Origin of the sequence: Colwellia psychrerythraea 34H, from assembly GCF_000012325.1 — a bacterium.
Lineage (GTDB): Bacteria > Pseudomonadota > Gammaproteobacteria > Enterobacterales > Alteromonadaceae > Colwellia > Colwellia psychrerythraea_A.
The window spans coordinates 4530568-4554700 of the sequence record NC_003910.7 but is presented as its reverse complement, the minus strand read 5'-3'; the positions used below and the strand labels follow the sequence as shown (position 1 = coordinate 4554700).

At 38.7% G+C, this 24133-nt stretch carries 23 protein-coding genes; 11 read left to right on the top strand and 12 right to left on the bottom strand.

The window, feature by feature from the left end; genetic code table 11:
• The first annotated feature begins 6 nt into the window (after positions 1–6).
• Genes CPS_RS19360 through CPS_RS19350 form a run of 3 tightly spaced genes read left to right on the top strand, consistent with a single transcriptional unit; the run spans position 7 to position 4916 of the window.
• Positions 7–1422 (top strand): TolC family protein, encoded by a 1416-nt coding sequence (locus CPS_RS19360; protein WP_101157394.1) that lies wholly within the window; start codon positions 7–9, stop codon positions 1420–1422.
• Positions 1412–3715: a peptidase domain-containing ABC transporter gene (locus tag CPS_RS19355; RefSeq protein ID WP_011045056.1), complete on the top strand. Its 2304-nt coding sequence runs from the start codon at positions 1412–1414 to the stop codon at positions 3713–3715. The genes CPS_RS19360 and CPS_RS19355 overlap by 11 nt, the downstream gene beginning before the upstream one ends.
• Complete coding sequence (locus CPS_RS19350) at positions 3705–4916, top strand: HlyD family efflux transporter periplasmic adaptor subunit (RefSeq protein ID WP_011045055.1); 1212 nt, start codon at positions 3705–3707, stop codon at positions 4914–4916. The genes CPS_RS19355 and CPS_RS19350 overlap by 11 nt, the downstream gene beginning before the upstream one ends.
• 121 nt (positions 4917–5037) lie before the next feature.
• On the opposite strand, the gene CPS_RS19345 is transcribed toward CPS_RS19350, so the two are convergent.
• Positions 5038–5313, bottom strand: coding sequence for a metal/formaldehyde-sensitive transcriptional repressor (locus CPS_RS19345; protein WP_011045054.1), 276 nt, complete (start codon positions 5311–5313; stop codon positions 5038–5040).
• Between the two features lie 104 nt (positions 5314–5417).
• Between CPS_RS19345 and dmeF the strand changes: the two genes are divergently transcribed.
• The 7 genes from dmeF (at position 5418) to CPS_RS19310 (ending at position 12381) form a co-directional block, all read left to right on the top strand.
• The gene (dmeF, locus tag CPS_RS19340) at positions 5418–6329 is read left to right on the top strand and encodes a CDF family Co(II)/Ni(II) efflux transporter DmeF (RefSeq protein ID WP_011045053.1); all 912 of its coding nucleotides are present in this window, start codon (positions 5418–5420) and stop codon (positions 6327–6329) included.
• Positions 6330–6661: 332 nt separating this feature from the next.
• Positions 6662–7324 (top strand): fused MFS/spermidine synthase, encoded by a 663-nt coding sequence (locus CPS_RS19335; RefSeq protein WP_011045052.1) that lies wholly within the window; start codon positions 6662–6664, stop codon positions 7322–7324.
• Positions 7317–8252: a spermidine synthase gene (locus tag CPS_RS19330; RefSeq protein WP_011045051.1), complete on the top strand. Its 936-nt coding sequence runs from the start codon at positions 7317–7319 to the stop codon at positions 8250–8252. Before CPS_RS19335 ends, CPS_RS19330 begins: the two co-directional genes overlap by 8 nt.
• Positions 8253–8437: 185 nt before the next feature.
• Positions 8438–9064, top strand: a complete 627-nt coding sequence (gene upp / locus CPS_RS19325; RefSeq protein ID WP_011045050.1) for a uracil phosphoribosyltransferase — start codon at positions 8438–8440, stop codon at positions 9062–9064.
• Between the two features lie 56 nt (positions 9065–9120).
• On the top strand, positions 9121–10446 hold the full coding sequence (locus CPS_RS19320; RefSeq protein WP_011045049.1) for a uracil-xanthine permease family protein: 1326 nt from the start codon (positions 9121–9123) through the stop codon (positions 10444–10446).
• Between the two features lie 472 nt (positions 10447–10918).
• Entirely contained in the window at positions 10919–11359 is a 441-nt protein-coding gene (locus tag CPS_RS19315; RefSeq protein WP_011045047.1) for a YtoQ family protein, read from the top strand.
• A gap of 149 nt (positions 11360–11508) precedes the next feature.
• Complete coding sequence (locus CPS_RS19310; RefSeq protein WP_011045046.1) at positions 11509–12381, top strand: urea transporter; 873 nt, start codon at positions 11509–11511, stop codon at positions 12379–12381.
• A gap of 61 nt (positions 12382–12442) precedes the next feature.
• Here CPS_RS19310 and CPS_RS19305 read toward each other — a convergent pair whose 3' ends face one another.
• The 11 genes from CPS_RS19305 to CPS_RS19260 form a co-directional block, all read right to left on the bottom strand.
• Positions 12443–12955 (bottom strand): GNAT family N-acetyltransferase, encoded by a 513-nt coding sequence (locus CPS_RS19305; RefSeq protein ID WP_011045045.1) that lies wholly within the window; start codon positions 12953–12955, stop codon positions 12443–12445.
• Positions 12956–13042: 87 nt separating this feature from the next.
• Positions 13043–13909, bottom strand: a complete 867-nt coding sequence (panC, locus tag CPS_RS19300; RefSeq protein WP_011045044.1) for a pantoate--beta-alanine ligase — start codon at positions 13907–13909, stop codon at positions 13043–13045.
• 110 nt (positions 13910–14019) lie between these two features.
• Positions 14020–14814: a 3-methyl-2-oxobutanoate hydroxymethyltransferase gene (gene panB / locus CPS_RS19295; protein ID WP_011045043.1), complete on the bottom strand. Its 795-nt coding sequence runs from the start codon at positions 14812–14814 to the stop codon at positions 14020–14022.
• A gap of 82 nt (positions 14815–14896) precedes the next feature.
• Positions 14897–15397, bottom strand: a complete 501-nt coding sequence (folK, locus tag CPS_RS19290) for a 2-amino-4-hydroxy-6-hydroxymethyldihydropteridine diphosphokinase (RefSeq protein WP_011045042.1) — start codon at positions 15395–15397, stop codon at positions 14897–14899.
• Positions 15398–15407: 10 nt separating this feature from the next.
• Positions 15408–16832 carry a polynucleotide adenylyltransferase PcnB gene (gene pcnB, locus CPS_RS19285; protein ID WP_011045041.1) on the bottom strand — a complete coding sequence of 475 codons (1425 nt, stop codon included), beginning with the start codon at positions 16830–16832 and terminating at the stop codon, positions 15408–15410.
• A gap of 196 nt (positions 16833–17028) precedes the next feature.
• Positions 17029–17250, bottom strand: a complete 222-nt coding sequence (locus CPS_RS24195; protein ID WP_011045040.1) for a hypothetical protein — start codon at positions 17248–17250, stop codon at positions 17029–17031.
• A gap of 81 nt (positions 17251–17331) precedes the next feature.
• Positions 17332–18024: an SDR family oxidoreductase gene (locus tag CPS_RS19280; RefSeq protein ID WP_011045039.1), complete on the bottom strand. Its 693-nt coding sequence runs from the start codon at positions 18022–18024 to the stop codon at positions 17332–17334.
• A 64-nt stretch (positions 18025–18088) separates the two neighbouring features.
• The gene (gene gluQRS, locus CPS_RS19275; RefSeq protein WP_011045038.1) at positions 18089–19036 is read right to left on the bottom strand and encodes a tRNA glutamyl-Q(34) synthetase GluQRS; all 948 of its coding nucleotides are present in this window, start codon (positions 19034–19036) and stop codon (positions 18089–18091) included.
• Between the two features lie 41 nt (positions 19037–19077).
• Positions 19078–19524 (bottom strand): RNA polymerase-binding protein DksA, encoded by a 447-nt coding sequence (dksA, locus tag CPS_RS19270; protein WP_011045037.1) that lies wholly within the window; start codon positions 19522–19524, stop codon positions 19078–19080.
• 273 nt (positions 19525–19797) lie between these two features.
• Positions 19798–20511 (bottom strand): DNA/RNA nuclease SfsA, encoded by a 714-nt coding sequence (gene sfsA / locus CPS_RS19265; RefSeq protein WP_011045036.1) that lies wholly within the window; start codon positions 20509–20511, stop codon positions 19798–19800.
• Between the two features lie 75 nt (positions 20512–20586).
• Positions 20587–21018: a hypothetical protein gene (locus CPS_RS19260; RefSeq protein WP_011045035.1), complete on the bottom strand. Its 432-nt coding sequence runs from the start codon at positions 21016–21018 to the stop codon at positions 20587–20589.
• Between the two features lie 553 nt (positions 21019–21571).
• Between CPS_RS19260 and hrpB the strand changes: the two genes are divergently transcribed.
• Positions 21572–24103, top strand: a complete 2532-nt coding sequence (hrpB, locus tag CPS_RS19255; RefSeq protein WP_041737143.1) for an ATP-dependent helicase HrpB — start codon at positions 21572–21574, stop codon at positions 24101–24103.
• Positions 24104–24133: the final 30 nt, after the last annotated feature.

Here is a 24133-nt window from a genome sequence, read left to right as displayed (position 1 = left end):
TATTTAATGCAAAAAAAAATGCAAAAAGTATGGACAACTAATGGCAGGTTAAGTCGCAGGTATTCCTTATCTATGCCTAGCTTGTCATTACTCATGTTGTCGTTAATCGTACTGGTATCAATGGCAATAGAGGCAGCAGAGTTTCAGGCCCAGTATACTCCTAATATAGAGGATAATACTTCGACTATGTCATCAGTTACGCTATTTAAACAGGGGGATTTTACACAACTTAAAAAGCGAACCTTACCACGTGATTTTTTAAACGCGTTACAAGCGGTTATCATTCATAACCCAGCATTAAAGGGCCAACAAGCGGCTCTTAATTCGTATGAGGCGGATATAGACAGTGCAAAAGCGAGACGCTACCCCACGCTGTCTGCACAGGCTAACAATTTAAATAATGATGCAGACCAAGGAACACTACGCTTAAATCAACCGCTGTGGGCCTTTGGTAAAATAGATACGGCGATTGATGAAGCGACCGCCAATTATACCGCTGAGCAATGGGGCTTAATACAAAATCAGCGTGAGTTGATAAGCGATACCGCAAAAATTTACGCTAAAATACAAGGGATTAAACTACGTATTACCGTGGCAAAACAGAATATTAAGGAACATGAAAACTTACATGGTCGCATTTCTCGTCGTCAACAAGGTCAGTTAGCCTCTAATGCCGATACCCGCTTAGCTTACTCGCGTTTACTGCAAGCCCGTTCAAGATTACAACGTATTATGGGTGAGGAATTAGTGGCTCAAGCTGAGTTACAGGCATTAACACAAATACGGGTTTCAACGGAAGGCGCTATTGATGATAGTTTATTAGGTTTGCCCGATCGTTTGGTGGTTAATAAATTAGTAATGAAAAATGATGCAAATATTCGCTATAAGCGTGAGCAACTTAAGGTGGTGCGTTTAAATTTAAAACAGGAAAAAGTGGCATCACTGCCGACCATTTCTTTTCGTGTTGAGTATGATTTTTTAGATAACGATATAAATGTCGACCAAACTCGGGCTGGCTTAGTATTTGAAAGTAATATGGAAGGACTTGGCTTAGTAAGTGCAGGGCGTGTAAACGCCGCTGCTGCGCGTTTAAATGCCGCAGATGAAGAGGTGAAATCTGCCTTGAATGATGTTAGGCGCCAAGTTAATGTGTTAATGATTAATAGGGGCGTGCAGCGAGACTTAATGCGTTCACAAAAAGATATAGTAGATGAAGTTGAAGCGACGATGGCATCGTTTTTACGCCAATATAATTCAGGACGTAAATCATGGGTAGAAGTACTTAATAACCAACGCGAGCTAACAGAGTTACGTTTACAACTCGTACAGATAGCAAGTGATTGGCAACAGTTGTCGTTACAGTTATTGACCTTAATGGGAACCTTGGATGATCCCGCAGGATTAAAGCATTATGAACAGTAATCATATCGCAGAACAGCAAACTGTAGAAAACGCATCCCCACAAACTGCTGCACCCGATGTAGTCGATGAATTAACGTTAGAGCAGGCTTTATTACAACAAGCGCTGCCTGTTAACGTGTTAAAAAATTTATTGGATAAGTTAGAGACTTCGGTGCAAACAGGTGCTTTAGTTAACGCTTGTCAGCAGGCTGAAACGCAATTGCCACAAGCGCCGGTGATTAAACGACTGTACTTTGTTTTCAATGCATTAAAATTAAAAGGCATACAAGCAGCCCAAGTCAGGTGGACGCGTTTTGATCAACGTCGATTACCGGCCATGCTTTTTACGCACTCGGGCTGGATATTGGTTGAACATGCAAAAGAGAATAAGTTATTAGTGACGAATGAGGCAGGTGAGAGCGAGCATTGCACACACGAGCAACTCGAAACGGGCATTGTCTTGTGGCTGCGCGTCGCAAAAAAAAGTGAGCAAAGCTCCATTTTTTCATTAAAGGGTAATATTGCCGCTAGACTTGTATTTAGTAAAATGTTTAAAAATCGTCGTTGGTTAATCGATATTATCGTTGCCACGGTTATTATTAATGTTTTGGCGGTATCAACGGCTATTTTTGCAATGCAAGTTTATGATCGAGTGGTTCCAACTTTAGCGTATGCCACTTTAACTACCTTAGTCATGGGGATGTTTATTGTCGTTGTACTGGATTGGTTTTTAAAAACAATCCGTGCACGTACCTTAGACAGTGTGAGTTGTGCGGTAGATAAAGCGGTATCACAACAAGTATTTGACCATGTGATGCATTTGCAGTTAGATGAGCGCCCTCGTAGTTTGGGTACACTGGCCGCGCAAGTGAGTGGTTTAGATTCGGTCAGGCAATTCTTTAGTTCAGGGGTTGTTTTTGCTTTAGTAGACCTACCTTTCGCCTTATTTTTTATTGGTATGATTGCACTTATTGGCGGCCATATTGGCTGGGTTTATCTGATGTTATTACCTATAGCACTAACTTTAGGCTGGATGACACAAAGACGATTACGCCGATTACTTAAACAGCAAATGATGCGCTCTAATGAACGTCAAGGGTTATTAGTTGATGCTATTAAAGGCGCTGAATCTATTCGGGCGAATAATGCAACATGGCGTTTTTCAGCACAATGGCAAGAGATAACGCAAACTATTTCGAGCTATAATATACGCCAAAAAGCGATCAGTAATTTTGCCACTGTTAGTACAGGCAGTTTATCTACTGCTGCTTATATCAGTGCTATTGTTGTTGGTGTTGGCCAAATTGAAGCAGGTAATTTAACCATGGGGGCCTTGATTGCTTGTAGTATTTTAGGTGGCCGTGTTATTGCCCCTGTTGCACAAAGTGTGCAGTATTTTTCGCAGTGGCAAAATGTTGCGCAAGCATTAGAAATGGTGAATCAGGTATTATTATTGAACACGGAGCGCCGCGTAGATCAAAATTTATTATTACCTGATGAGTTACCTAAAAAAATCAGTTTAGACGGGATAATGTTTTCCTATCCTGAATCACCTATACGGCAATTAAATATTAATAAATTAACCTTTACTGCGGGTGATCGTGTTGTATTGCTCGGCGCGATAGGATCAGGTAAATCGACCTTACTTAAAGTGTTAGCAGGTTTATATAAACCTGCGGAAGGCAGAATTAAATTGGGTCAGGCTGACTTATGGGAAATAGAGCCCAATATTGTCGCTGATCAGGTCAGTTACTTACCCCAAAGTGTGCATTTATTTAAAGGAACTTTACGTAGCAATTTAGCATTATCTGGCGCGGTAAGTGACTCTCACTTGTTACAGGTATCTGAGCAACTTGGTATAGATAAAATTGCTGCGGATGATTCGTTAGGTATGGAATTAGCCATTAGTGAAGGTGGAGAAGGATTATCTGGTGGTCAACGTCAGCTGGTTGGTCTTGGTCGAACCTTTTTAGCACAACCTAAAATATGGTTGTTGGATGAGCCTACAGCGACTTTAGATAACGAATCGGAACAAAAAGTATTACAGGCATTGCTAGACAATGTTAAAACCGATGATATTTTAATTATTTCAACTCATCGCCCTGCTTTAGCGGCGAAGATGGCGAATCGCGTTATTGTGATGCAGCACGGTGAGATAATCAATGATGGGAAACCTGAGGATGTTCTGTCCAAAATCATGTCTAATGTTACGAAAAATAAAGCAACTGTCTCAAGCAGAGATGCTCCAACATTACGCACACCAAAAGGTTTTGTCGCGGCTAATGTGAATCAAGGTGACAATCATGTTATTTGATAGTTTTTTTTCCAATGATGACGATAATCAAGAGTCAACTGCGCGTTTAGAGAGTTATTACCTGCGTAACTATTCATTAGTGTTATGGGGGATATTGATCGGGCTGGTTGTTTTTGTGCTGTGGGCTTCAAACTTTCGACTTGACCAAGTGGCGCGAGGTACAGGCGAAGTGATTGCTAGTAGCCGTGTGCAAATTATTCAATCAGTTGATGGGGGAGTGATTTCCAATTTATATGTAAAAGAAGGGGATAGTGTTACTAAAGGGCAGGTAATTGCGACATTAGATACCACGCGTATTGGCGCTGCAGTGAAAGAGGTTGATGCTCGCCTTTCTGCATTAAGAGCAAAAGCAACGCGATTGCGTGCAGAAATTCTTGGCAATAAAACGTTAGTTTTTGCTGATGATTTACTGCGCTTTCCTGAGCAGATAAAGGTTGAACGTGCTTTATTTGAGCAAAAAAGTACCACCTTGGCTGAAGAGTTAAAGGCTTTAAAAAAGGGTGTGGATTTAGCGCGAGAAGAGTCTGAATTGATTAAAAAATTATCAGCATCAGGTGATGTGAATCGTACCGAAGTTATTAGAGCCGCTAGAAGCTTGAATGACAGTGAAGCTAAATTATTGAATAGAAAAAATACTTACCTTGAAGATGCAGGGGCAGAGTTAGCAAAAGCTGAAGATGAAATTGCACAAAATGTACAAGTTTTAACGCAACGTAAACAACAATTAGAAGATAGTATTTTTAAGGCATTATTACCAGGCATAGTGAAAAATGTGCGCGTAACGACCATCGGCGGAGTCTTGCGCGCAGGGGAAGAGTTGATGCAAATAATTCCTGTGGGTGATGAGTTAATTCTTGAAGCGAAAATTAGTCCTGCAGATATTGCTCAAGTGCGTAAAGGACTTAATGCCACTATACGTTTTGACCCGTTCGATTACACTATTTATGGCGGTGTTATTGGTGAGGTCGTTTATGTTAGTGCTGACACCTTAAAAGAAGAAAAAGGCCAAGGTGAAGAGATTTATTATCGGGTACACGTTTCAACAAAAACAAACCCTGTGACAACGACTTCGGGTAAGGTTTTAGATATTTTACCGGGTATGACAGCTCAGATTGATATTAAAACAAGTGACCGTACAGTGTTGAATTATTTACTGAAACCTTTGCGTAAAACATTGGCAGAATCTTTTGGTGAACGCTAAATAACGTTAAGCACTACTTTTCACATTAACATTAATGCATAAGGCTGAATAAAAGGTAAACATCCACACTTTTTATTGATAACCCGTCTCGAAGAAAAAATAAAATTCGCCATCGCTCCTTTTATTTTAGATAACTCTTTAGAACAGTAATAACTTGCTCAACTTCTTCTGCTCTTTCTTCTTGAGTCAAATCATCGGCACCTAAATGTTCTCTCAAGTGACCTTCTAATACTTCTTTCATCAGTCCATTAACAGCGCCTTTAATCGCCGCTACCTGTTGTAAAACAGCCATGCAGTCTGGCTCACCCTCTAAAACACTTTCTAAAGCAATAGACTGACCTTTTATCCGTCTAACGCGACTGAGCAACTTCTTTTTACTTGCTATGGTATGTGACATCTTCTTCCTTTACTTGAAAATAAATATACAGGGGGGTAGTATATTTCAGGTTTAAAATATATGCTATTTCTAAGTAATGTAAAGTAATAAGTTTAGGAAGTTCGATGGAAAATGATAGTAGTATTCAATGGGAGCATTCTCATGATTTCGGTCTTGATAATAAACTTCATGAAAATAAAGTTAAAACTGTTTTCTGGTTAACTACAGTGATCATGGTGCTTGAAATTGGCGCTGGTACTTGGTCGGGCTCTATGGCCCTTCTCGCTGATGGTTGGCATATGGGCACTCATTCCGCAGCATTTTTAATTGCTATTTTCGCTTATTCTTATGCAAAAAAACATGCAAACAATAAGGATTTCAGCTTTGGTACTGGTAAGGTCAATTCTTTAGGTGGTTTTGCCAGTGCAATTGCATTAGCAATAGTTGCTTTGATGATGATCGTTGAGTCGGTTCAAAGGCTATTAGAACCACAATCAATTCATTTTAACGAAGCAATCGTTGTTGCCATTATAGGTTTAGTTGTCAATGTTGCCTCTGTTTTTATCCTACATGATGACCATCATCATCATGGAGAGCACCATCATGATCACGACCACAATATGAAAGCAGCCTACTTTCATGTACTTGCGGATACACTCACATCGCTATTAGCCATTGTTGCTTTATTAATAGGAAAATATGTCGGCTTAATATGGATGGATCCTTTAATGGGGATTGTTGGCGCTATCGTAATCTTACGTTGGTCATATGGTTTAATTAAGGATTCTAGTAATGTTCTTCTCGATAAATCGGTAAAAAAATCAACGTTAGAACAAATTTCAAAGGCATTGAGCAAAAAAAACACGGTAATTAACGATATACATGTTTGGACAATAGCGACTGCTCACCAAGCTGCAATTCTTAAAGTAACTTCTGCGCAACCGCTTAATTCAGATGAATATGAAGGTATTTTAAGGGAAATTTTGCCGCAGCTTTCACATATATCCATTGAAATTCGCCATGATTATAGCTTATGACACTTTGAGATGACTGAATATCATGATGACTCCCACGGTTCATTGAAATAACGAAAGGCAATTATTTGGGGTCGTTAATAAGTGGTATAAGAGCTTTATTACTACAAGTATGATGCTCTTTCATCATGATGATTTTATCTTATTTCATGACTTTCATCAGTTCGGAAAGAGCTACTTGTTATATTTTTGTGAAGCCAACTTGCTAATTAACATCTGAAATAATACAGAAAAGAACAACGTATTATTAGCTATATAGTGTTGCTTACTACCCAAAATCAGAAAAATAATTTACAGTGCCTATATAAATTTACATAATAAAAATTATATAAAGCATGCAAGAATCCAAAAATTCTATTAATTACAATAACCTTTTTATTTATTTTCTCGCTTTTACTAGTGGCTTTTCCATAATGTGTATTGAGCTGCTAGCAGGACGGATTCTTGCGCCGTTTTTTGGCAGCAGTGTCCATATATGGGGCAGCATCATCACAGTGTTTATGCTCAGTTTAGCGTTAGGTTATTTATTTGGCGGTAAGCTATCCACTCGCTCTGCATCACTTACCCGCTATGGTGCTATTTTCATTATTGCTGGTCTCACCTTGCTTCCAATAGTCACATCAAGCACTTGGTTAATGGAAAGTATTTTCTTAGCGATAGAGGATTCTCGTTATGGGTCTTTATTAGCCTCAACAGCACTCTTTTTTATTCCAACGATTATTTTAGGTATGTTATCCCCTTACTCGGTAAGATTGTTGGTAAGAAACTCTAATGAAAGTGGTCAAGTTGCCGGAAAGCTATATTTCGTTTCTACTTTAGGTAGTGCTATAGGTACCATTATTACTTCTTTTTACTTAGTCTTGTGGTTTGATATAGATACGATTGTGGTAAGTATTAGTCTGTTACTTAGTTTATTAGGTTTCATCACGATTGTGGTTGCAAAAGCGAACGAAAATTTATTTAAATCGAAAGCACAACGAGATATTAGTCATGCTTAATTCAGCAGGTAAGCTTATCTACGGCCTTTGTTTTTTGTTGGTAGTTTGTGTCAATAATGCAATGGCTGAAGTTATTCACAGTGAGCGCTCTTTATATCGAAATATTCTCGTGGAAGATAATGGCGATTTACGTTGTTTAAAATTTAATGTTAAGAGTACTAAAACGCGGCAAAGTTGTCTTCTTAAGAGCCAGCCACAACAATTAGTGTTCAATTATACTAAACAATTACTCACAGGTTTATTGGTTAATCCTGAGCCCAAGCATATTTTGATCATTGGTCTTGGCGGCGGCACAATGTCAAATACCTTGCACCAATTGTTGCCTGATAGTTATATTGATAATGTCGAAATAGATGAGAGTGTTATTAAAGTAGCTCGACAATACTTTGGCTTTTTAGAAAATGATCAAATAAAAACCTATAGTCAAGACGGGAGAGTTTTTGTCAAAAGAGCACTATTAAAGAAGCAAGAGTACGATTGGATTATACTTGATGCTTTTAACGGTGATTATATTCCAGAGCATTTAATGACCAAAGAGTATCTAGAAGAAACTAAACGTTTGCTTTCTCCCCAAGGTATACTCACAGCTAATACCTTCTCTTCTAGTCAGTTATATAGATATGAATCAGCAACATATAAAGCTGTTTTTGGTGACTATTATCAAGTGAGTAATCCTGATAATAGTAATCGAATAATATTAGCCCGTAATAGTGGACTTGATGAAAACCTTTACAAAGAGCTAGCGGCTGCAGAGCAAAGCGAAAGTATCACTCAGTTAGCGATTAAATTACTCGCCATTGGTGTCGAGGTAAAGCAACTTTATAAAAATATAAAATCAACTGCTACACATCAAGACTGGCCCGATGATAGTCCAGTACTAACGGATCAGTTTTCTCCAGCGAACTTACTTAATATTGATGTTGATTAACGGTGACGTTACTACAAAAAGTTGACTACAATTTTTACTAGCGAGAAATAATTTTCTCGTTAGTAATTACCACAACTCATTTTCTTTGATCTTGCTGACTAAGTAGAGAAATATAGTTAAAATCTCTCCAATATCCGATCAATTTATGTGAAAATAAGCAAAATTTTTTCATTGGATTATAAAGCATGTCAGTATTCGAAATAAAACACCCTCTAGTACAACACAAAATTAGCCTAATGCGCGCCAAAGACATGAGTACGCGCAGCTTTCGTCAATTATCAGCAGAAGTCGGCTCCTTATTAACTTACGAAGCGACTAAAGATCTTGAATTGGAAAACTTCCAAATGGAAGGTTGGGATGGTGAAATTACCGGTCAACGTCTAGTTGGGAAAAAAGCGACTGTAGTGCCAATTTTACGTGCTGGCATCGGCATGTTGGACGGTGTATTAGAGCTAATGCCTAGTGCAAAAATTAGTGTCGTGGGTCTTTATCGTGATGAAGAAACGCTTGAGCCCGTTACTTATTTCGAAAAGTTAGCTGGTGATATAGATCAGCGCCTCGCCTTAATTATCGACCCTATGTTAGCGACTGGCGGTTCAATGAATGCGACCATCGACATATTAAAAAAAGCAGGTTGTAATGACATTCGTGCTTTAGTATTAGTCGCTGCACCAGAAGGCATTGAGAAGGTTAAAAGTGCTCACCCAGATGTAGATATCTATACCGCATCGATAGATGATCATTTGAACGAGAGTGGTTATATCATTCCTGGTCTTGGGGATGCAGGCGATAAAATATTTGGCACCAAATAAAGCTAGTCAATAGTCGCGAATGAATTTAATAATAAAACCACTTAATAGGACGTTTTATGTCAGAACCTTCTTTAGATAAAAGTAGCTTCAACCAACCTTCTTGGCGTAATGCCCTTGCTGGGTTGCAAATGCTGTTCGTCGCTTTTGGCGCATTGGTATTAATGCCGTTAATCACAGGGTTAGACCCAAGTGTCGCCTTATTTACAGCAGGTATTGGTACTATTCTATTTCAGTTTATTACCAAGCAGCAAGTGCCATTATTTTTGGCATCTTCGTTTGTATTTATTGCGCCAATAGCCTACTCAGTCCAAACCTGGGGTATTGCAGTAGCTATGGGCTCTTTATTCGTAACTGGCTTAGTCTATGTACTGATTGCCAGCGTCGTTGCCGTTCGTGGGGCTGGTTTTTTACATAAGCTAATGCCTCCGGTAGTAACAGGTCCTATCATTATGGTTATTGGACTCAGTCTTGCGCCGATCGCAGTAAATATGGCTATGGGTAAAGCTGGTGATGGCTCAGCTGTGCTGTTCCCTTATGCTGACTCACTAATTGTTTCTATGTCGGCATTAATAACCACATTATTGGTTGCGACATTAGGTAAAGGCATTTTCCGTTTAATTCCAATTATGGCTGGAGTGTTTGTTGGCTATATCATGGCGTCAGTTATGGGCATGGTCAGTACAGAAGCCATTGCTAATAGTGAATGGTTCGCCATTCCTAACTTTGTAACACCAGAGTTTAATTTAACCGCTATTCTTTTCATGCTACCTGTAGCCATCGCACCTGCAATTGAACACGTCGGTGATATCATCGCGATTGGTAGTGTAACCGGTAAAGATTACACTAAAAGTCCTGGTTTACACCGCACACTATTAGGTGATGGCCTAGCTACTTCACTAGCTTCGTTATTCGGTGGACCGCCAAACACCACCTATTCAGAAGTTACTGGTGCGGTAATGCTCACTAAAATGTTTAACCCTAAGATCATGCTTTGGGCTGCCGCTTTTGCTATTGGCCTCGCATTTGTTGCTAAGTTTGGACTTGCACTGCAAACCATTCCAGCACCAGTTATGGGCGGTATCCTGATCCTGCTTTTTGGTTCGATCGCAGGTGTAGGTATGAACATTCTAATAAAAGCTCAAGTAGACCTTGCTGAACAACGTAATCTGGTAATTGTCTCAACTACGTTAGTCTTTGGTATTGGTGGCATGGCTATTGGCAATGATGACTTTAGCTTAACAGGTATTAGTTTATGTGGTTTAGTCGCCATTGCACTAAATGCAATTATTCCACAAACCCAGCTTGAAGAAGAGAGCCTTGTACAAGAAGAAACTATTGTAGAAGATCTGGTTGAGCATGCTAAGGGCAAAGAAATTAACTAAAACATTCTCTGTTAATTGAAACAACTAATACCAATTCCATTAAGTTTGTGAGCTGATTGCGTAGGAAAAGTAATTCAAGGGTAGGCGCTTGATTGACCAATAGCAGGCTATTGGGATTGAGAGCAACGCTGCCTTGGAGTATTTTAACCAACACAAGTGGGCAATAATTTAATGGTATTGGTATAAAGCCCTTTTATGGTTACTTAACTACAAAAGGGCTTTATAACTTACAATGTTGGTTTTGTCTGTCGCCTTTTAGCAAGATTGTTATGATGGATTAGCATTTTGAGTTTAAATCCCGTTTTATTTCAATTTCGCTTAAAATTAAACACACCCCCATTTTTGTTGTATCCCACATAGTGGAATGTTATTCCATTATATTCACATAGTGAACAACAATAATTCATGTATTATGGGTAAATATAACCTTCGCTAAATATAGCTTTAGCTAACTCTAACTAGGGGCTTAATGATGAAATTATCAGTATATCTTTCCGGTGAAATTCATACCGATTGGCGCGAAAAAATTATTCAAGGTTGCCAAGAGAGCAACTTAAACATCGTCTTTTCTTCGGCGGTTACTCATCATGAAACGAGTGATAGTGCGGGTGATCATCTTGGTGCTGAAACAGAACAGTTTTGGCGTGATAATAAATCGGCCAAAGTGAACGCCATACGAACAAAAACGCTTATTGAGCGTTGTGATGTTGCTATTATCCGTTTTGGTGATAAATACAAACAATGGAATGCTGCTTTTGATGCCGGTTATTGCGCTGCATTAGATAAGCCTTATATTACCTTACATAGTGAAGAGTTGATTCACCCGTTAAAAGAAGTGGATGCCAGTGCACAAGCTTGGGCTACATCGGTTGAAAAAGTGATAACAACGCTAAAGTATATTAGTAGCAACTAGCTTTAAACACTAATTTCACTAGCCACTGATAGTTTTAGTGGTAGTGAATACCTAAGGTTATCCTTCCTTTATTCTAGCGGTATAACCGTTAGGATAAGTCGCAGCTTGACTTGTTACTGTCGATACAGTTTTGCGGTCAATAAATAATCATGAATTATCCAGCTGAAAATTTCACTAAACGTTTTTTAAGTAGCTTAGCTCAAGTTATGTTGCAATCAAATACTGTCACTGGCTTCCTATTTTTGGTAGGTATTGGATTAAACTCACCTACAATGTTGCTAGGATGTATACTGGCAATTTTATCGAGTTTAGCCGTTGCTAAATTATTTCAGTATGATTCAAACTGCGTAACTAAAGGTTTTTATGGCTTCAATGCTGCTTTGGTTGGTATCGCAGTATTCTCCCTTTTACCTCTGAGTTTTATCTCTCTTGTTTTGGTGCTATTGGGAGGTGCTTTTTCTGCGCTTCTTATGCATGTGATGATAACTAAAATACCAAGCATTCCCGCGTTGACTACACCCTTTATTCTTTCAACATGGACGATTGTGTTGATCATTGATTCTGTAGGATTAGCAGATCCAATGTCGGGGAGTTTTACTGGCTCTATATCACCGACACTCATTGATTCTTTGCACGGAGTTCTTCGTGGTGTAGGGCAAGTTATGCTGCAAGACAGTTGGCTTTCAGGTGCAGTATTTTGTTGTGCACTGCTGTTCAGTTCCTATAAAACCGCAGTATGGGCAATATTGGGATCACTTATCGGCCTGCTGGTCGCGACTACTTTTGGTTTTTCTCAAGAGAAAGCAATGATGGGACTTTATGGTTTCAATGGCTGCCTTGTCGCTATCGCGCTTGTCGATCGCTACCCTAATAAGTATTGGCTTATCATTTTGGCTATTTTATTCTCAGTACTGTTTACAAGAGTTTTTGAGATGATAGCCATACCTGCTTTTACCGCGCCGTTTGTTATGACTACTTGGCTTATGATTGGCATTGTTAAATTAAAGGCTGACTTTGATTAAATGACTAGTTAATTCTTCAAATCAAGCATTGTATAAACAAGGCTGATTCTTATTACATCACTTATTGATGAATAAAAGCTTTGAGTTCAGGTTTATGTTTTAAATACAGTTGGAATCGATTATATAGAGCAGGATTTAAAAATTTACACAATAAGTCGTCTGCAATAAGAGTAAATCCATTCTCTAGGTATAGTTTACTTAACGAAGTGTGTGCAAAACAAATTAGCGGCTGATGATGCGTTATCGTATGTTTTAGTAGTTGCACTGCATAACCTTGCTTCTGATAATCAGGTGAAACAAGCAATGCATGTAGTAAGTATTGTGGTTTATCTTGGCTCAAGTCTTGAAAAATATCGGTGGACGTCACTTCAGTAGCTGTGTCTATCTGTTGCGATTTATTGCCTTGTGAGATAATTACGCTAGCAATAATGTTGTCACCCATCTTGATAAGGTAGCAATTATCAAAGCCAATAAATCTTGCTGAATAATGGTTATCTTTATAGAAGCGTAAAATGGCCTTTTTATCGGTTTTCTTCGACAGTTTTGGATAAGAACTTAATGAACTATGAGACATTGTTATGATTGTATCGGCACTAATTAAATGTTTACTCAGCTAAAAAGAATAAGCGAAGTAAACATTTAAAGTAATGAGCAAAGGGCGTTAAGCTAGGTTTACTTGCAAGTTATCAATTAAACGAGCTTTACCACAATGTGCTGCCGCTAGAATAACTAACTGAGTATCATCTTCACTTGCTGGCTGCAATGTTTCTGCGTGACAGACATGTAGATAATCTGTGTGTAAACCAGCATCATTAATTGTCTTAGCAGCATGTTTAGCTAAGCCAATAAAATCAATACTATCTTGCTGAGCATAACCTGCTCTAATTTGTTCGCCTAACCAATGTAAGCTTTGGTGTAGGGCAGGTGCGATAGCTTTCTCTTCCTCTGTCAAATAACCATTACGAGAACTCAGAGCCAAACCACTTTCTTCTCTTATGGTTGCCACTGGAATTATAGTGATTGGCATCGACAAGTCTTCAACCATTCTTTGAATGACTTGTACTTGCTGATAATCCTTTAAGCCAAAACAAGCCACATCTGGTTGTACTAGATTAAATAGTTTACAGACAATCGTGGCAACACCACGAAAATGACCAGGACGACTCTCCCCACAATATCCGTCAGAGATATTTGGTACTTCAACAAAGCTTTGTTTAGCGAGGCCTTTGGGGTAAATAATGTCAGGTGACGGTGTAAATAGTAAATCAGTACCAGCGGCAGTCAATTTTTGCTCATCATTGATCATCGTGCGCGGGTAGTTTTCAATGTCTTCATTTACGCCAAATTGCATTGGATTCACAAAAATACTGGCAACAACCTTATCAGCATGTTTGTGTGCTTCAGCTACTAACGAAATATGGCCTGCATGTAAGTTACCCATAGTAGGGACAAAAGCAACGGTTAAACCTTGTTGACGCCATGCTTTTACTTGTGCACGTAATTCACTAATTTGACTGACTGTTTTCATAAATTTATCTTGCCGTTATTTTTTATAAGTATTCTATTGTTAGTATCTTATTAATAGAGCTATGTTTTGAATTTTTGCTAAAAAGCACTAAATTCATTTGTTTGTTGGGATTACTTGAATATATGCTCATCACCTGGGAAGTTACCTTCACTCACTTCACTGATATAGAGCTCAACGGCTTTTTTAATATCACCAGTATCTTTTAAGAAGTTGCGCGAAAACTTAGGCATATAATTACACGCAATACCTAAGGCATCGTGCATAACTAAAATTTGTCCATCAGTGTCTTTACCTGCGCCTATACCAATAGTTGGAATAGTAAGCGCTTGCGTGATGGCTTCACCTAAAATCGCTGGAATACATTCAAGTACCAATAGTTGAGCGCCAGCTGCTTCAAGTGCTTTTGCATCAGCGATCATTTGTTGGGCTTTGTCATCGTCACGGCCTTGCACTTTAAAGCCACCGAAAATATTAACTGATTGCGGTGTTAAACCTAAATGAGCACAAACGGGAACACCGCGTTCAACAAGGGCAGAAATAGTGCCGTTAAGCCAAGCACCACCTTCTATTTTTACCATACTAGCGCCTGCTTGCATTAACAGCGCTGCATTTGCTAGAGCTTGCTCTTCGTTGGCATAGCTCATAAAAGGCATATCGGCGATAATAAGGGTCTCTTCAACGCCACGTTTTACACAACGTGTATGATAAGCCATATCTTCGATTGTCACAGGTAATGTGCTGTCTTGCCCCTGTAATACCATACCTAAAGAGTCGCCAATAAGTATGGCGTGTATGCCTGCTTGATCAAATAATTTTGCAAAGCTGGCATCATAGGCAGTAATAGTTGATATCTTTTTGCCTTGTTGTTTCATGTTAAGCAAGCTTGCAGTAGTGATTTTAGCCATGACTTTTCCGAATAGGTTAATTAGCTTATTAAGCAGTTAGCGTTAATGAGTATACTGTTAAGGGTAATAATTTTAATATTCATTATGTTGATAATGATAATTTGACTATGCCATTACTGTTGATTTCGCTAGCAAGTTCGCTGATTAAGCTACGGTCTGGTAATTGTAAAGAAGGCGCAATCTCTGCGAGAGGAAGGAGAACGAACTCTCTCAGCTTCATACCATAGTGAGGAACAATTAAGCGCTCATTCTCTATGAATTCATTACCGTACAGTAAAATATCACAATCGAGAATTCGTGCGCCCCAACGGTTATCTTTTCGTACCCGCCCAGCCAAATTTTCTATGGCTTGTAAAGCGTCTAATAATTCAAGTGCAGATAAACTTGTCTCGATGGCAATTACCGCATTGATGTAATCATCTTGATCTTGTGGGCCCATCGGCTTACTCAAGTACAAAGAGGAAAAGGCAATAACATGACTTGCGGATATTTTACCTATTTCTTTAGCTGCGTTGCTCACCTGAATCCTTGGATCTGATAAGTTACTACCTAAACCAATATAAGCTGTTACTTTGTTTTGCATCAGCTTGCCGTTATGCTTCAGGTGGTTTTGCAGCAGGCTTACGACGTTTCTTTGCTGGGCGCCTTTTTGCGCCTTGTGGTAATTTTACGCCTTTGATCATTTGAAGACGAGCTTCGTTTGAGACCTCTTGAAAATCTGTCCACCAGTGTGCCAATTCTTTAAGCTCATCAGTATCTTCTATTTGTGCGCGTAGTAACAAGAAGTCATAACCTGCTCTAAATTTAGGATGCTCTATCGTTTTAAATGCTCGTTTTCCTTCGCGGCGGCCTAACTTATCTTGCAGGATCCAAATATCTTTAATGACGGCTTGGAAACGTTTAGGAATCGCAATACTGCGTTGCTGCTCTGGCATTATTTCATTTAGGGCAGCAAAGAAGATATCTTGTGGAGTCAGTTGAGTCGTGACTTTAATTTGTTGAATATGCTTTTGTAATGGATACCAAAGCATAGCAGCAAATAAAAACGCAGGCGTTACTCGTTGATCATTGTTTATGCGTTTGTCAGTGTTTTCCATCGCCAGCATAATAAAGTCGAGTAAAAAACGTTGCTGGTCTGATTCATCGTTAAGTGCTTGTTCAACAGCAGGGAAGAAATAGCCAAAGAGGTTATAACTACGTAGTTGCTCAAAGTTAGCGACAGCTTTACCTGCAATGAACATTTTTAAGAATTCTTCAAATAAACGAGCCGCAGGAATATTGGCCATTAAAGTAGATAATTCTTTGATCGGTGCTTTAGTATCATCACTTATTTGCATATCAAGCTTGGTAGCAAAGCGAATGGCTCGTAGCATACGTACTGGATCTTCACGGTAACGAGTTTCAGGATCGCCAATTAAGCGAATCACCTTATCGTTTACATCTTGAACGCCATTAGCAAAATCATAAACTTTAAAGTCTTTAGCTGAGTAATATAACGCATTGATAGTGAAGTCTCTACGTTCAGCATCTTCCTCGATACTACCGTATATGTTGTCACGCAATAGCATGCCATCTTCGCTTTGCTTAGAGGTTTTCTTGCAGCTTTTTTCTTGTTCAGAAGCATTATCGTGATGGCCCCTAAAGGTTGCAACCTCAATTATTTCACGACCAAAAACAATGTGTGCTAAGCGAAAACGTCTACCAATTAAGCGACAATTTCTAAACAGCTCTTTAATTTCATCAGGTGTCGCATTTGTTGCAATATCAAAATCTTTAGGTTTAAAGCCTAATAAAATATCACGAACGCCGCCACCAACAAGGTAGGCATCAAAACCACCTTTATTTAAGCGATATAATACTTTAAGTGCATTTGGGCTAAGTAATTTACGTGAAACGGGATGCTGATCTCGTGAGAAGATCAATGGGTTATCAAAGGATGCAGTTGTAACATTAGTGTTGCTACGGGCGCTTTTCTTAGCGTCCTTTTTAGGGGTCGTTTTGGCGATAGTTTTACTCACTTTTTTGGAGAAAACTCTTTTGCATAAATTAATAACGCTTTTGATAGTCACAGGCCTTTAATACAGACATAAAATAGTGGCGCAATGATATAACAGTGGAGGGCAAAAGAGAATAACTGTCATGGCAAATAGCATGAAAAAGCAGCAAAAAAAGGATAGAAAAATAAGCTTGAGAAGCAAAGCTCATTTTTCTTTCTTAAACTGACTTATTTAGACTAGGGTCTGTTAATCTTTCGAGATTGTTTTTGCAGCGGTTTGCTGGGTATTTATACAAGGCAGAGCCTTTGCTATGTGGTTGTTCCACATAAAAAGGCGATAACGCCGTAAAAATGTCCAACAAATGCTGTCCGAAGGATTCGGCTAAAAGTGTTTTACTCTTTGTTGAGTAGAATTTGCTTAGAATGACTAGGCTACACACTACTCGCCGCGATTAAAGCGCTTTACTCTCTTTTAAAAAAGCGAACAAAATTTAACCGCAAAAAATCAACAGATCCTAAATTTACCAAGGTAATGTTTCGCCATTTGAGTGCTTAAATACACCTGAATCTGCCATGGATAAGTTATCCATTAAGGCAATTAGTCGCTCAGCTGCTTCGCTCGCGCTAATGTCACCATTACTCAAAACGCCATCGCGATTTACCATCTCGGTTTGTACATAACCAGGATGATAAATCCCGACTGCAATATTTTTATCATCGAGATCTCTTGCCAATGATACTGACGCGATATTAAGCGCCGCTTTTGACATGCGGTACCCATATCTTCCTCCTGAAGTATTATCAGTGACAGAACCCATTCTAGAGGTGATTAAGCCAATTTTACTACCTGAAGATAAGTTAGAAAGTAAAGCGTGACTCAAACAGAGTGGCGCAAGCGCGTTAACATTAAATTGCTCAATAATGGTGTCTTTGTTTAAATCACTAAGTTGCTCATCACGTAAAATACCCGCATTGTTGATCAATAAATCAATGTTGATACCGTTGAGAGATGTTACCGCTTTCTCTATACCTACCTGGGTTGCAATATCAATTTCCTCAACCACATTGACACCAAGTGCATCTAAATCCTTAGAGCTTTGACGACAAAGTGCATAAATGATATCACCACGTTGTTGAAAAATTTTAGCCATGGCATACCCGATGCCACGATTGGCACCAGTGATTACGATAGTATTGCGTGTATTAGTAGACATAATATTTCCTTTATGGACGAATATTTTTAAATGAGTAATGCTTCAAAAACTACTTTAGCTTAGTTTAATCAATGTTTATTTCAAAAGCTTTGGGAACAAGGTCCCGTTGCCAATGAGTTATGGCCCATTGAATGATCTCTTCAACGCTAGCACTGACTAAGTCAGGTATGGATTTTTGGCCCAAAAAGATTAGCGCCGCAATAAGCGCAGGTTGTGGGTTAGCATTATTAATCGCGGGTGCTTTATTTTGTTTACTAAGCTTATAACCTTCACTCGTGATTGCTAAAGGAATGTGACCGTATCGTGGCGTTGTGCATTTTAAAAAACTATTGTTTAATGTTTGAAAAAGAGTCAGCTGTCTAGCGGTGGGTTCGAGTAAATCACAGCCTCTGACAACATGGGTAATGCCCTGTGCTATATCATCAGCGACTACCGCAAGCTGATAAGCAAACAAACCATCTTTGCGATGAATAATAAAATCTTCATTAGCTAAGGCTTTATTACAAACAACGTGATCTTGAAATAGGTCATTAAATTGATGTAAACCGTATTGGTTAACAAGCCTAGTGGCGTTGCCTTGTGATTTATAATTAGCTGTGCGGCAATGGCCTTGATAGATACCACCGATAGCCTTGATTTGAGAGCGAGTACATTGACAATAATAGCTTAACTTCTGTTGTGCGAGATTAGATAAAATATCACGATAGTATTGAGATTGTGTACTTTGATAAAGCGCAGTTTCATCCCAGTGTAGCCCAAAAGCTTCAAGTGTCGTTAATATTGCGGTGCTGGCGCCTTTTTGCTCACGAGGCCGATCAATATCTTCGATGCGAATTAACCATTTTCCTTGCTCGCCGTGATCATTAACAAACGCTTTTGCATCAAGAAAACTCGCTAAAGCAGCGATGAGAGAACCAAAGTGAAGTAAACCGGAAGGGGATGGTGCAAAGCGACCACGATATTGAAAAGCCTGCTTAGGCTCTAGTGGTCGCTTGATATGCAAGTTTTGCATGTGAACTATGTCTAGTTACAAGTGGCTAAGGTTAGCTACTTTTAGCCAGCCATTTGGCGTTCTTTAATTTCAGCTAACGTTTTACATTCAATACAAAGATCGGCAGTAGGACGGGCTTCTAAACGACGAATGCCAATTTCTATGCCACAAGACTTACAAAAGCCAAAGTCGTCATCTTCAATTAACTGCAACGTTTTTTCAATTTTCTTGATAAGTTTACGTTCACGGTCTCGTGTACGTAATTCAAGACTAAACTCTTCTTCTTGAGCCGCTCTATCCACAGGATCTGGAAAGTTTGCTGCTTCGTCTTGCATATGCGATACGGTACGATCAACTTCTTCACGTAACTGTAAGCGCCAAGCATCTAAAATTTTCTTAAAATGCTCTTGCTGAGGCTCTTCCATGTACTCTTCGCCAGCTTTTTCTTGATATGGCGCAACGCCTGCTAAGGCAAGAATACCTAGTGGCTTGTGTTTATTTGTTGGCATGCTTATTCTCCCAATGCTACATAGACCAAGGCAATTTATTAATATATCACGTTTTACGTAATATGATGCCTTTGTTGTAAGTGCCAATATGTTATATATGACCCGATGAATCAGGACTATATTGTGTCGCTCATGATAAAAATCAACAAATTAGCTAAAATAAATATTTTGTCTAACGTTATCAACTAGTTAATGAAAATTATAATTTTCACACTGTTTTTTAAAAATTTTGAGCAAGCTTTTTTAGCAAGTTTTACTAGGGTGAGTCAATCTTTATCGTTCAATAAAGGGAATTTTTTCTACTAACTTAACATCTAGCTCTCCGAGTTGTAGTGAAAAACCTGCTTTATAGGCGATTATTTCAACACCGGCAAGGCGAGCTTCTTTGAGTAATTTTGCATAAATTGGATCAACATGACTAGCGGCAGAAATATCATTGATGCCACTATGTAAAACGGCAAATAATAAAACAGCCTTGTGTCCTTGTGCGACCATGTCCATTAATTCACGTAAGTGTTTTTGTCCACGTGTGGTAACCGCATCAGGGAAATAGCCATGACCACTCTCTAATAATGTGACTGATTTAACTTCAATATATGTGTCAGGGGCATTATTATAAGTTGCTAAAAAATCAACTCGGCTGTTTTCATTGCCGTATTTTACTTCTCGTTTTAATTCATTGAAGCCAGATAATTCTTTGATTAAATCTAAGTGTAACGCCTCTTCCACCAACTGATTAGCGCGCAAGGTGTTGACGCAAATAAAATGGTCATCTTGGCTTTGGGTGATCTCCCAGCTAAATGGATATTTTCGCTTAGTATTGGTTGAGGTGGTGTACCAAACAGTATCATCGGGCTCTGCACAACCTTTCATCGCACCCGTGTTAGCACAATGTATGGTTGTTTCCTCACCACAATTAAGTTCAATATCAGCTAGAAAGCGTTTATAACGCTTAATTAATTTGGCGGGTTGCACTTGAAGTATCATAGTAAAATGAGCTAATTAAGTTAGTAGCTCATTATAATGTCGTTTTTTTTTGGTATTGTCATTTTAATTAACAAGTTAAGCCTTTCGTTGTTTGTTTTTTAATGAATTTGCTTGCTCTATAAAATCATTGAGCCAATCAGCAGCAATTTCACTATCACTAAAAACATGAAACTCTATTTGGCAGTCATGGTAAATACGCTGCAATTGCATTTGTTGCATATCTGCATAGGCGCTATTTAAAATAACAACAGCAATAGCAATCATGCCTTTTTCTTGTCGATATTGAGTTGTTTCTCTTAACTGCTGTTCGGCATCAGGGGTGAAAACACTACTACCACGAAAGGTGATTAATGACCCCCATGGTTCACCAGTCATTTTTTCTATTAGTTGTTTTATATCTTGGTGGTAATTTTCCGCAGTCACGTCATTAAATGGTTCTTGTACATCAACCAATAAAATATTACTTTGTTGTTCAATGATATAACTTCCATGTGCCGAATGTTGCATGTTATTTCCTCTCTGATTGTCTCTGATTAATAAAGGGGAACGTTAAGTAATAACAGGCTTTAATTAATTTGCCAAGTAAGCAGATAAATATTTTTTTGCAAGTTTTCGCCATCATTCTCTTAGATTCTGAATGATCTTTTTTTACTTCAGCAGGGAGTATATGTTTTTTAAGCTTTTATCTTAGCTTCTGCCTAAGTTTTTCTTAAAAATTTAGACCAACTGGGATAAAATTATTTTGCATCTCTTGCCGTTTAATCTAACTTTCTATTTTATCCATTTTATGTCACAAGCTCATAGGTTTGCTTAATCAGTTTCATCGTCATGCCAACGTAGTTCTTATCGAAAAATTCACGCCTGTTGATTAAGTTAAGAAACATTATGCAGCCATATTATCGAGCTTCGCCATTAAAATTCAAAGCATCTGATTGAGTAATAGCCAGCTATTGAGATTGAATAAAGCGATGAAGTTGATTGTTTAAACTGTTTGGCAATATGCCCGACAACTAATAATTGCTATGATAGCAGCCCTGTTTTTAATAATTTAATTTTGTCGATGACCGTGACTACTTATTTACCAATAGAAGCAATTAAGCAACAATTTTGCCAAAGCCTCGATGAGCAAAATACCCTCATATTATCGGCTCCTCCTGGAGCGGGTAAATCAACTTGCTTACCTCTATGGTTATTAACGTTGCCAAGTTTGGCTAATAAGAAAATTTATTTGCTACAACCTAGACGTTTGGCCGTTAAAAATATAGCAACATTTTTAGCTGCACAGCTGAAAGAAAAGGTAGGGGAAACTGTTGGTTATCGATTACGTAATGATAGTAAAACATCAACGAGTACCCGTCTTGAGGTCATTACTGAAGGCATATTAACGCAGATTATTCAAAAAGATGCCGAACTATTAGGTACGGCATTGGTCGTTTTTGATGAATTTCATGAACGAAGTCTTCAGGGCGACTTAGCTTTTGCACTCACCCGTGAAGTACAAACAGAATTACGTGATGATTTAAAAATACTGCTTATGTCGGCAACGTTAGATATTGAGTATTTAAGCCAAGCATTGCCTGATGCTTATTTGTTAAATAGTGAAGGACGGAGCTATCCTATAGAAGTGAGTTATCAAGCCCCTAGGGCTCATCAACGTTGGCGTGAACATGCATTGGCGGTTATTAAAGATAAAATGTATAACCACATAGGCTCAATCTTAGTTTTTTTACCGGGTGTGGCCGATATTCGGTTTTTACTTGATAGCTTAATGGCTCAAAAAGTGGAAGGTGTCAAAATTTGTCCCTTGTTTGGGGAGTTGAGTTTAAAGGAGCAGCAGCAGGCAATAGCACCCTGTCTAAGTGGACATCGTAAAATTGTTTTAGCTACAAATATTGCAGAGACTTCATTGACCATTGACGGCATTGATCTTGTTATTGATTGCGGCCTTGAAAAAGTTGCTGTTTTTGATAGTGCTAGTTTGATGAATAAGCTAATGCAAAAGCAAATATCAAAGGCTTCAGCTGTACAAAGAGCGGGGCGAGCAGGGCGATTAATGCATGGGCAGTGTATTCGCTTATACGGCAAAGATGATTTTGAGCGTAGACCGCTGCACAGTGTTAATGATATTCAACAAGCTGATTTACTACCTACACTCATCGAAGCTGCTCGATGGGGAGTCACAGCCTTAGCTGAGTTGCCTTTATTGGAACTGCCCAGTAAAGCTAAAGAGCAACAAGCGTGGCAAGAACTACAAAGCCTAGACATTGTTGATGATAAATACCTGCTAACCAAACACGGTGAAAAAGCATCCTGTTTGCCTTGTCACCCACGGTTTGCTCATATGATATTAATGGCACAAACCCAAGGGCCGAATATAACGCTGTTGGCTTGTTTAATCGCCGCTTTACTCGAAGAACGCGATATTTTAAAAGGAGAACAAGCGAAATATGATTGTGATTTAATTCATCGGTTGCAATTACTTATTCAGCATAAAAGTAATAAAAATCCATTGTTAGAACGGATTCTACAACAAGCGAGTCGACTGGCTCAAAATGTACAATTACGTTTTAGGGTTCATGATCTGGATTTAGCAAAAACAGGTGTACTGCTCGCTTATGCTTATCCAGAACGCGTGGCTAAAACCAGAGGGAATCATGGTGATTTTATTTGCGTTAATGGCAAAGGAACCTTAGTGAATGAACAAGATGCTTTAGCAGGTGAAGACTTTATTGTTATCGCTCAAACGAGTCAACTAGGTGGCCAGTTAACGGTGAGATTAGCTAGTCAGATTAGCTTAGAAGAAATAACCAATACCTTTGCTGCACAGATAAAGCAGCAAGATATAGCAAATTTTGATAATAAAAGCGGTAGAATAATCGCTAAAAGACAAACCTCATTAGGTGCAATAGTCCTATCAGATCAGCCATTGAAACAAGAGGTAACCGCTGAATCAATTAGTGCTATGTGGTGTAGTTTAGTGATGAAAAAAGGGTTAAGTTTTTTATCCTGGCAGGCCAAAGATTTAGCACTAAAAGCGCGTTGGTTATGGTTGAACAAGTACTTTCCGGAATATGATTTAGTGGTAATCGATGATGAACTGCTATTGGCAAAATTAACAACGTGGTTTGCTCCGTTTGTTGGCGGTATAAAAACTAAAGCGCAGCTCGATAAACTCGATTTATCATCGATGTTATTATCTTTACTTAGCTATCAAGAACAAAAAATATTAAAACAAGCTGCACCTACTGTTTATGTTGGACCAACGGGAAGGCATTGCCCAATTAGTTATTCTCAAGATGAATCTCCAAAAGTTTCATTACCTATGCAAGAATTATATGGTCTAACAATAACGCCCAATGTTGGCGCTATTGCGGGTATAAGTGAACAAAATCAAGGCATACCTCTACTTTTAGAGCTACTTTCACCCGCGCAACGCCCTATTCAAGTAACACAAGATTTAGTTAAATTTTGGTCTGGTAGCTATCAAGCAGTGCAAAAAGATATGAAAAGCCGTTATCCTAGGCATTATTGGCCAGATGATCCTGTTAACGCTAAGGCAACTAATAAAATGAAGCGTCATATAAAAGAATAACTAGCTTTGGAGTTGGAGAGTATTTAACTT

Coding starts and splice junctions, on each gene's coding strand:
- CPS_RS19360 (WP_101157394.1), top strand. CDS start 7: ATGCAAAAAAAAATGCAAAAAGTATGGACAACTAATGGCAGGTTAAGT.
- CPS_RS19355 (WP_011045056.1), top strand. CDS start 1,412: ATGAACAGTAATCATATCGCAGAACAGCAAACTGTAGAAAACGCATCC.
- CPS_RS19350 (WP_011045055.1), top strand. CDS start 3,705: ATGTTATTTGATAGTTTTTTTTCCAATGATGACGATAATCAAGAGTCA.
- CPS_RS19345 (WP_011045054.1), bottom strand. CDS start 5,313: ATGTCACATACCATAGCAAGTAAAAAGAAGTTGCTCAGTCGCGTTAGA.
- dmeF (WP_011045053.1), top strand. CDS start 5,418: ATGGAAAATGATAGTAGTATTCAATGGGAGCATTCTCATGATTTCGGT.
- CPS_RS19335 (WP_011045052.1), top strand. CDS start 6,662: ATGCAAGAATCCAAAAATTCTATTAATTACAATAACCTTTTTATTTAT.
- CPS_RS19330 (WP_011045051.1), top strand. CDS start 7,317: ATGCTTAATTCAGCAGGTAAGCTTATCTACGGCCTTTGTTTTTTGTTG.
- upp (WP_011045050.1), top strand. CDS start 8,438: ATGTCAGTATTCGAAATAAAACACCCTCTAGTACAACACAAAATTAGC.
- CPS_RS19320 (WP_011045049.1), top strand. CDS start 9,121: ATGTCAGAACCTTCTTTAGATAAAAGTAGCTTCAACCAACCTTCTTGG.
- CPS_RS19315 (WP_011045047.1), top strand. CDS start 10,919: ATGAAATTATCAGTATATCTTTCCGGTGAAATTCATACCGATTGGCGC.
- CPS_RS19310 (WP_011045046.1), top strand. CDS start 11,509: ATGAATTATCCAGCTGAAAATTTCACTAAACGTTTTTTAAGTAGCTTA.
- CPS_RS19305 (WP_011045045.1), bottom strand. CDS start 12,955: ATGTCTCATAGTTCATTAAGTTCTTATCCAAAACTGTCGAAGAAAACC.
- panC (WP_011045044.1), bottom strand. CDS start 13,909: ATGAAAACAGTCAGTCAAATTAGTGAATTACGTGCACAAGTAAAAGCA.
- panB (WP_011045043.1), bottom strand. CDS start 14,814: ATGGCTAAAATCACTACTGCAAGCTTGCTTAACATGAAACAACAAGGC.
- folK (WP_011045042.1), bottom strand. CDS start 15,397: ATGCAAAACAAAGTAACAGCTTATATTGGTTTAGGTAGTAACTTATCA.
- CPS_RS19280 (WP_011045039.1), bottom strand. CDS start 18,024: ATGTCTACTAATACACGCAATACTATCGTAATCACTGGTGCCAATCGT.
- gluQRS (WP_011045038.1), bottom strand. CDS start 19,036: ATGCAAAACTTGCATATCAAGCGACCACTAGAGCCTAAGCAGGCTTTT.
- dksA (WP_011045037.1), bottom strand. CDS start 19,524: ATGCCAACAAATAAACACAAGCCACTAGGTATTCTTGCCTTAGCAGGC.
- sfsA (WP_011045036.1), bottom strand. CDS start 20,511: ATGATACTTCAAGTGCAACCCGCCAAATTAATTAAGCGTTATAAACGC.
- CPS_RS19260 (WP_011045035.1), bottom strand. CDS start 21,018: ATGCAACATTCGGCACATGGAAGTTATATCATTGAACAACAAAGTAAT.
- hrpB (WP_041737143.1), top strand. CDS start 21,572: ATGACCGTGACTACTTATTTACCAATAGAAGCAATTAAGCAACAATTT.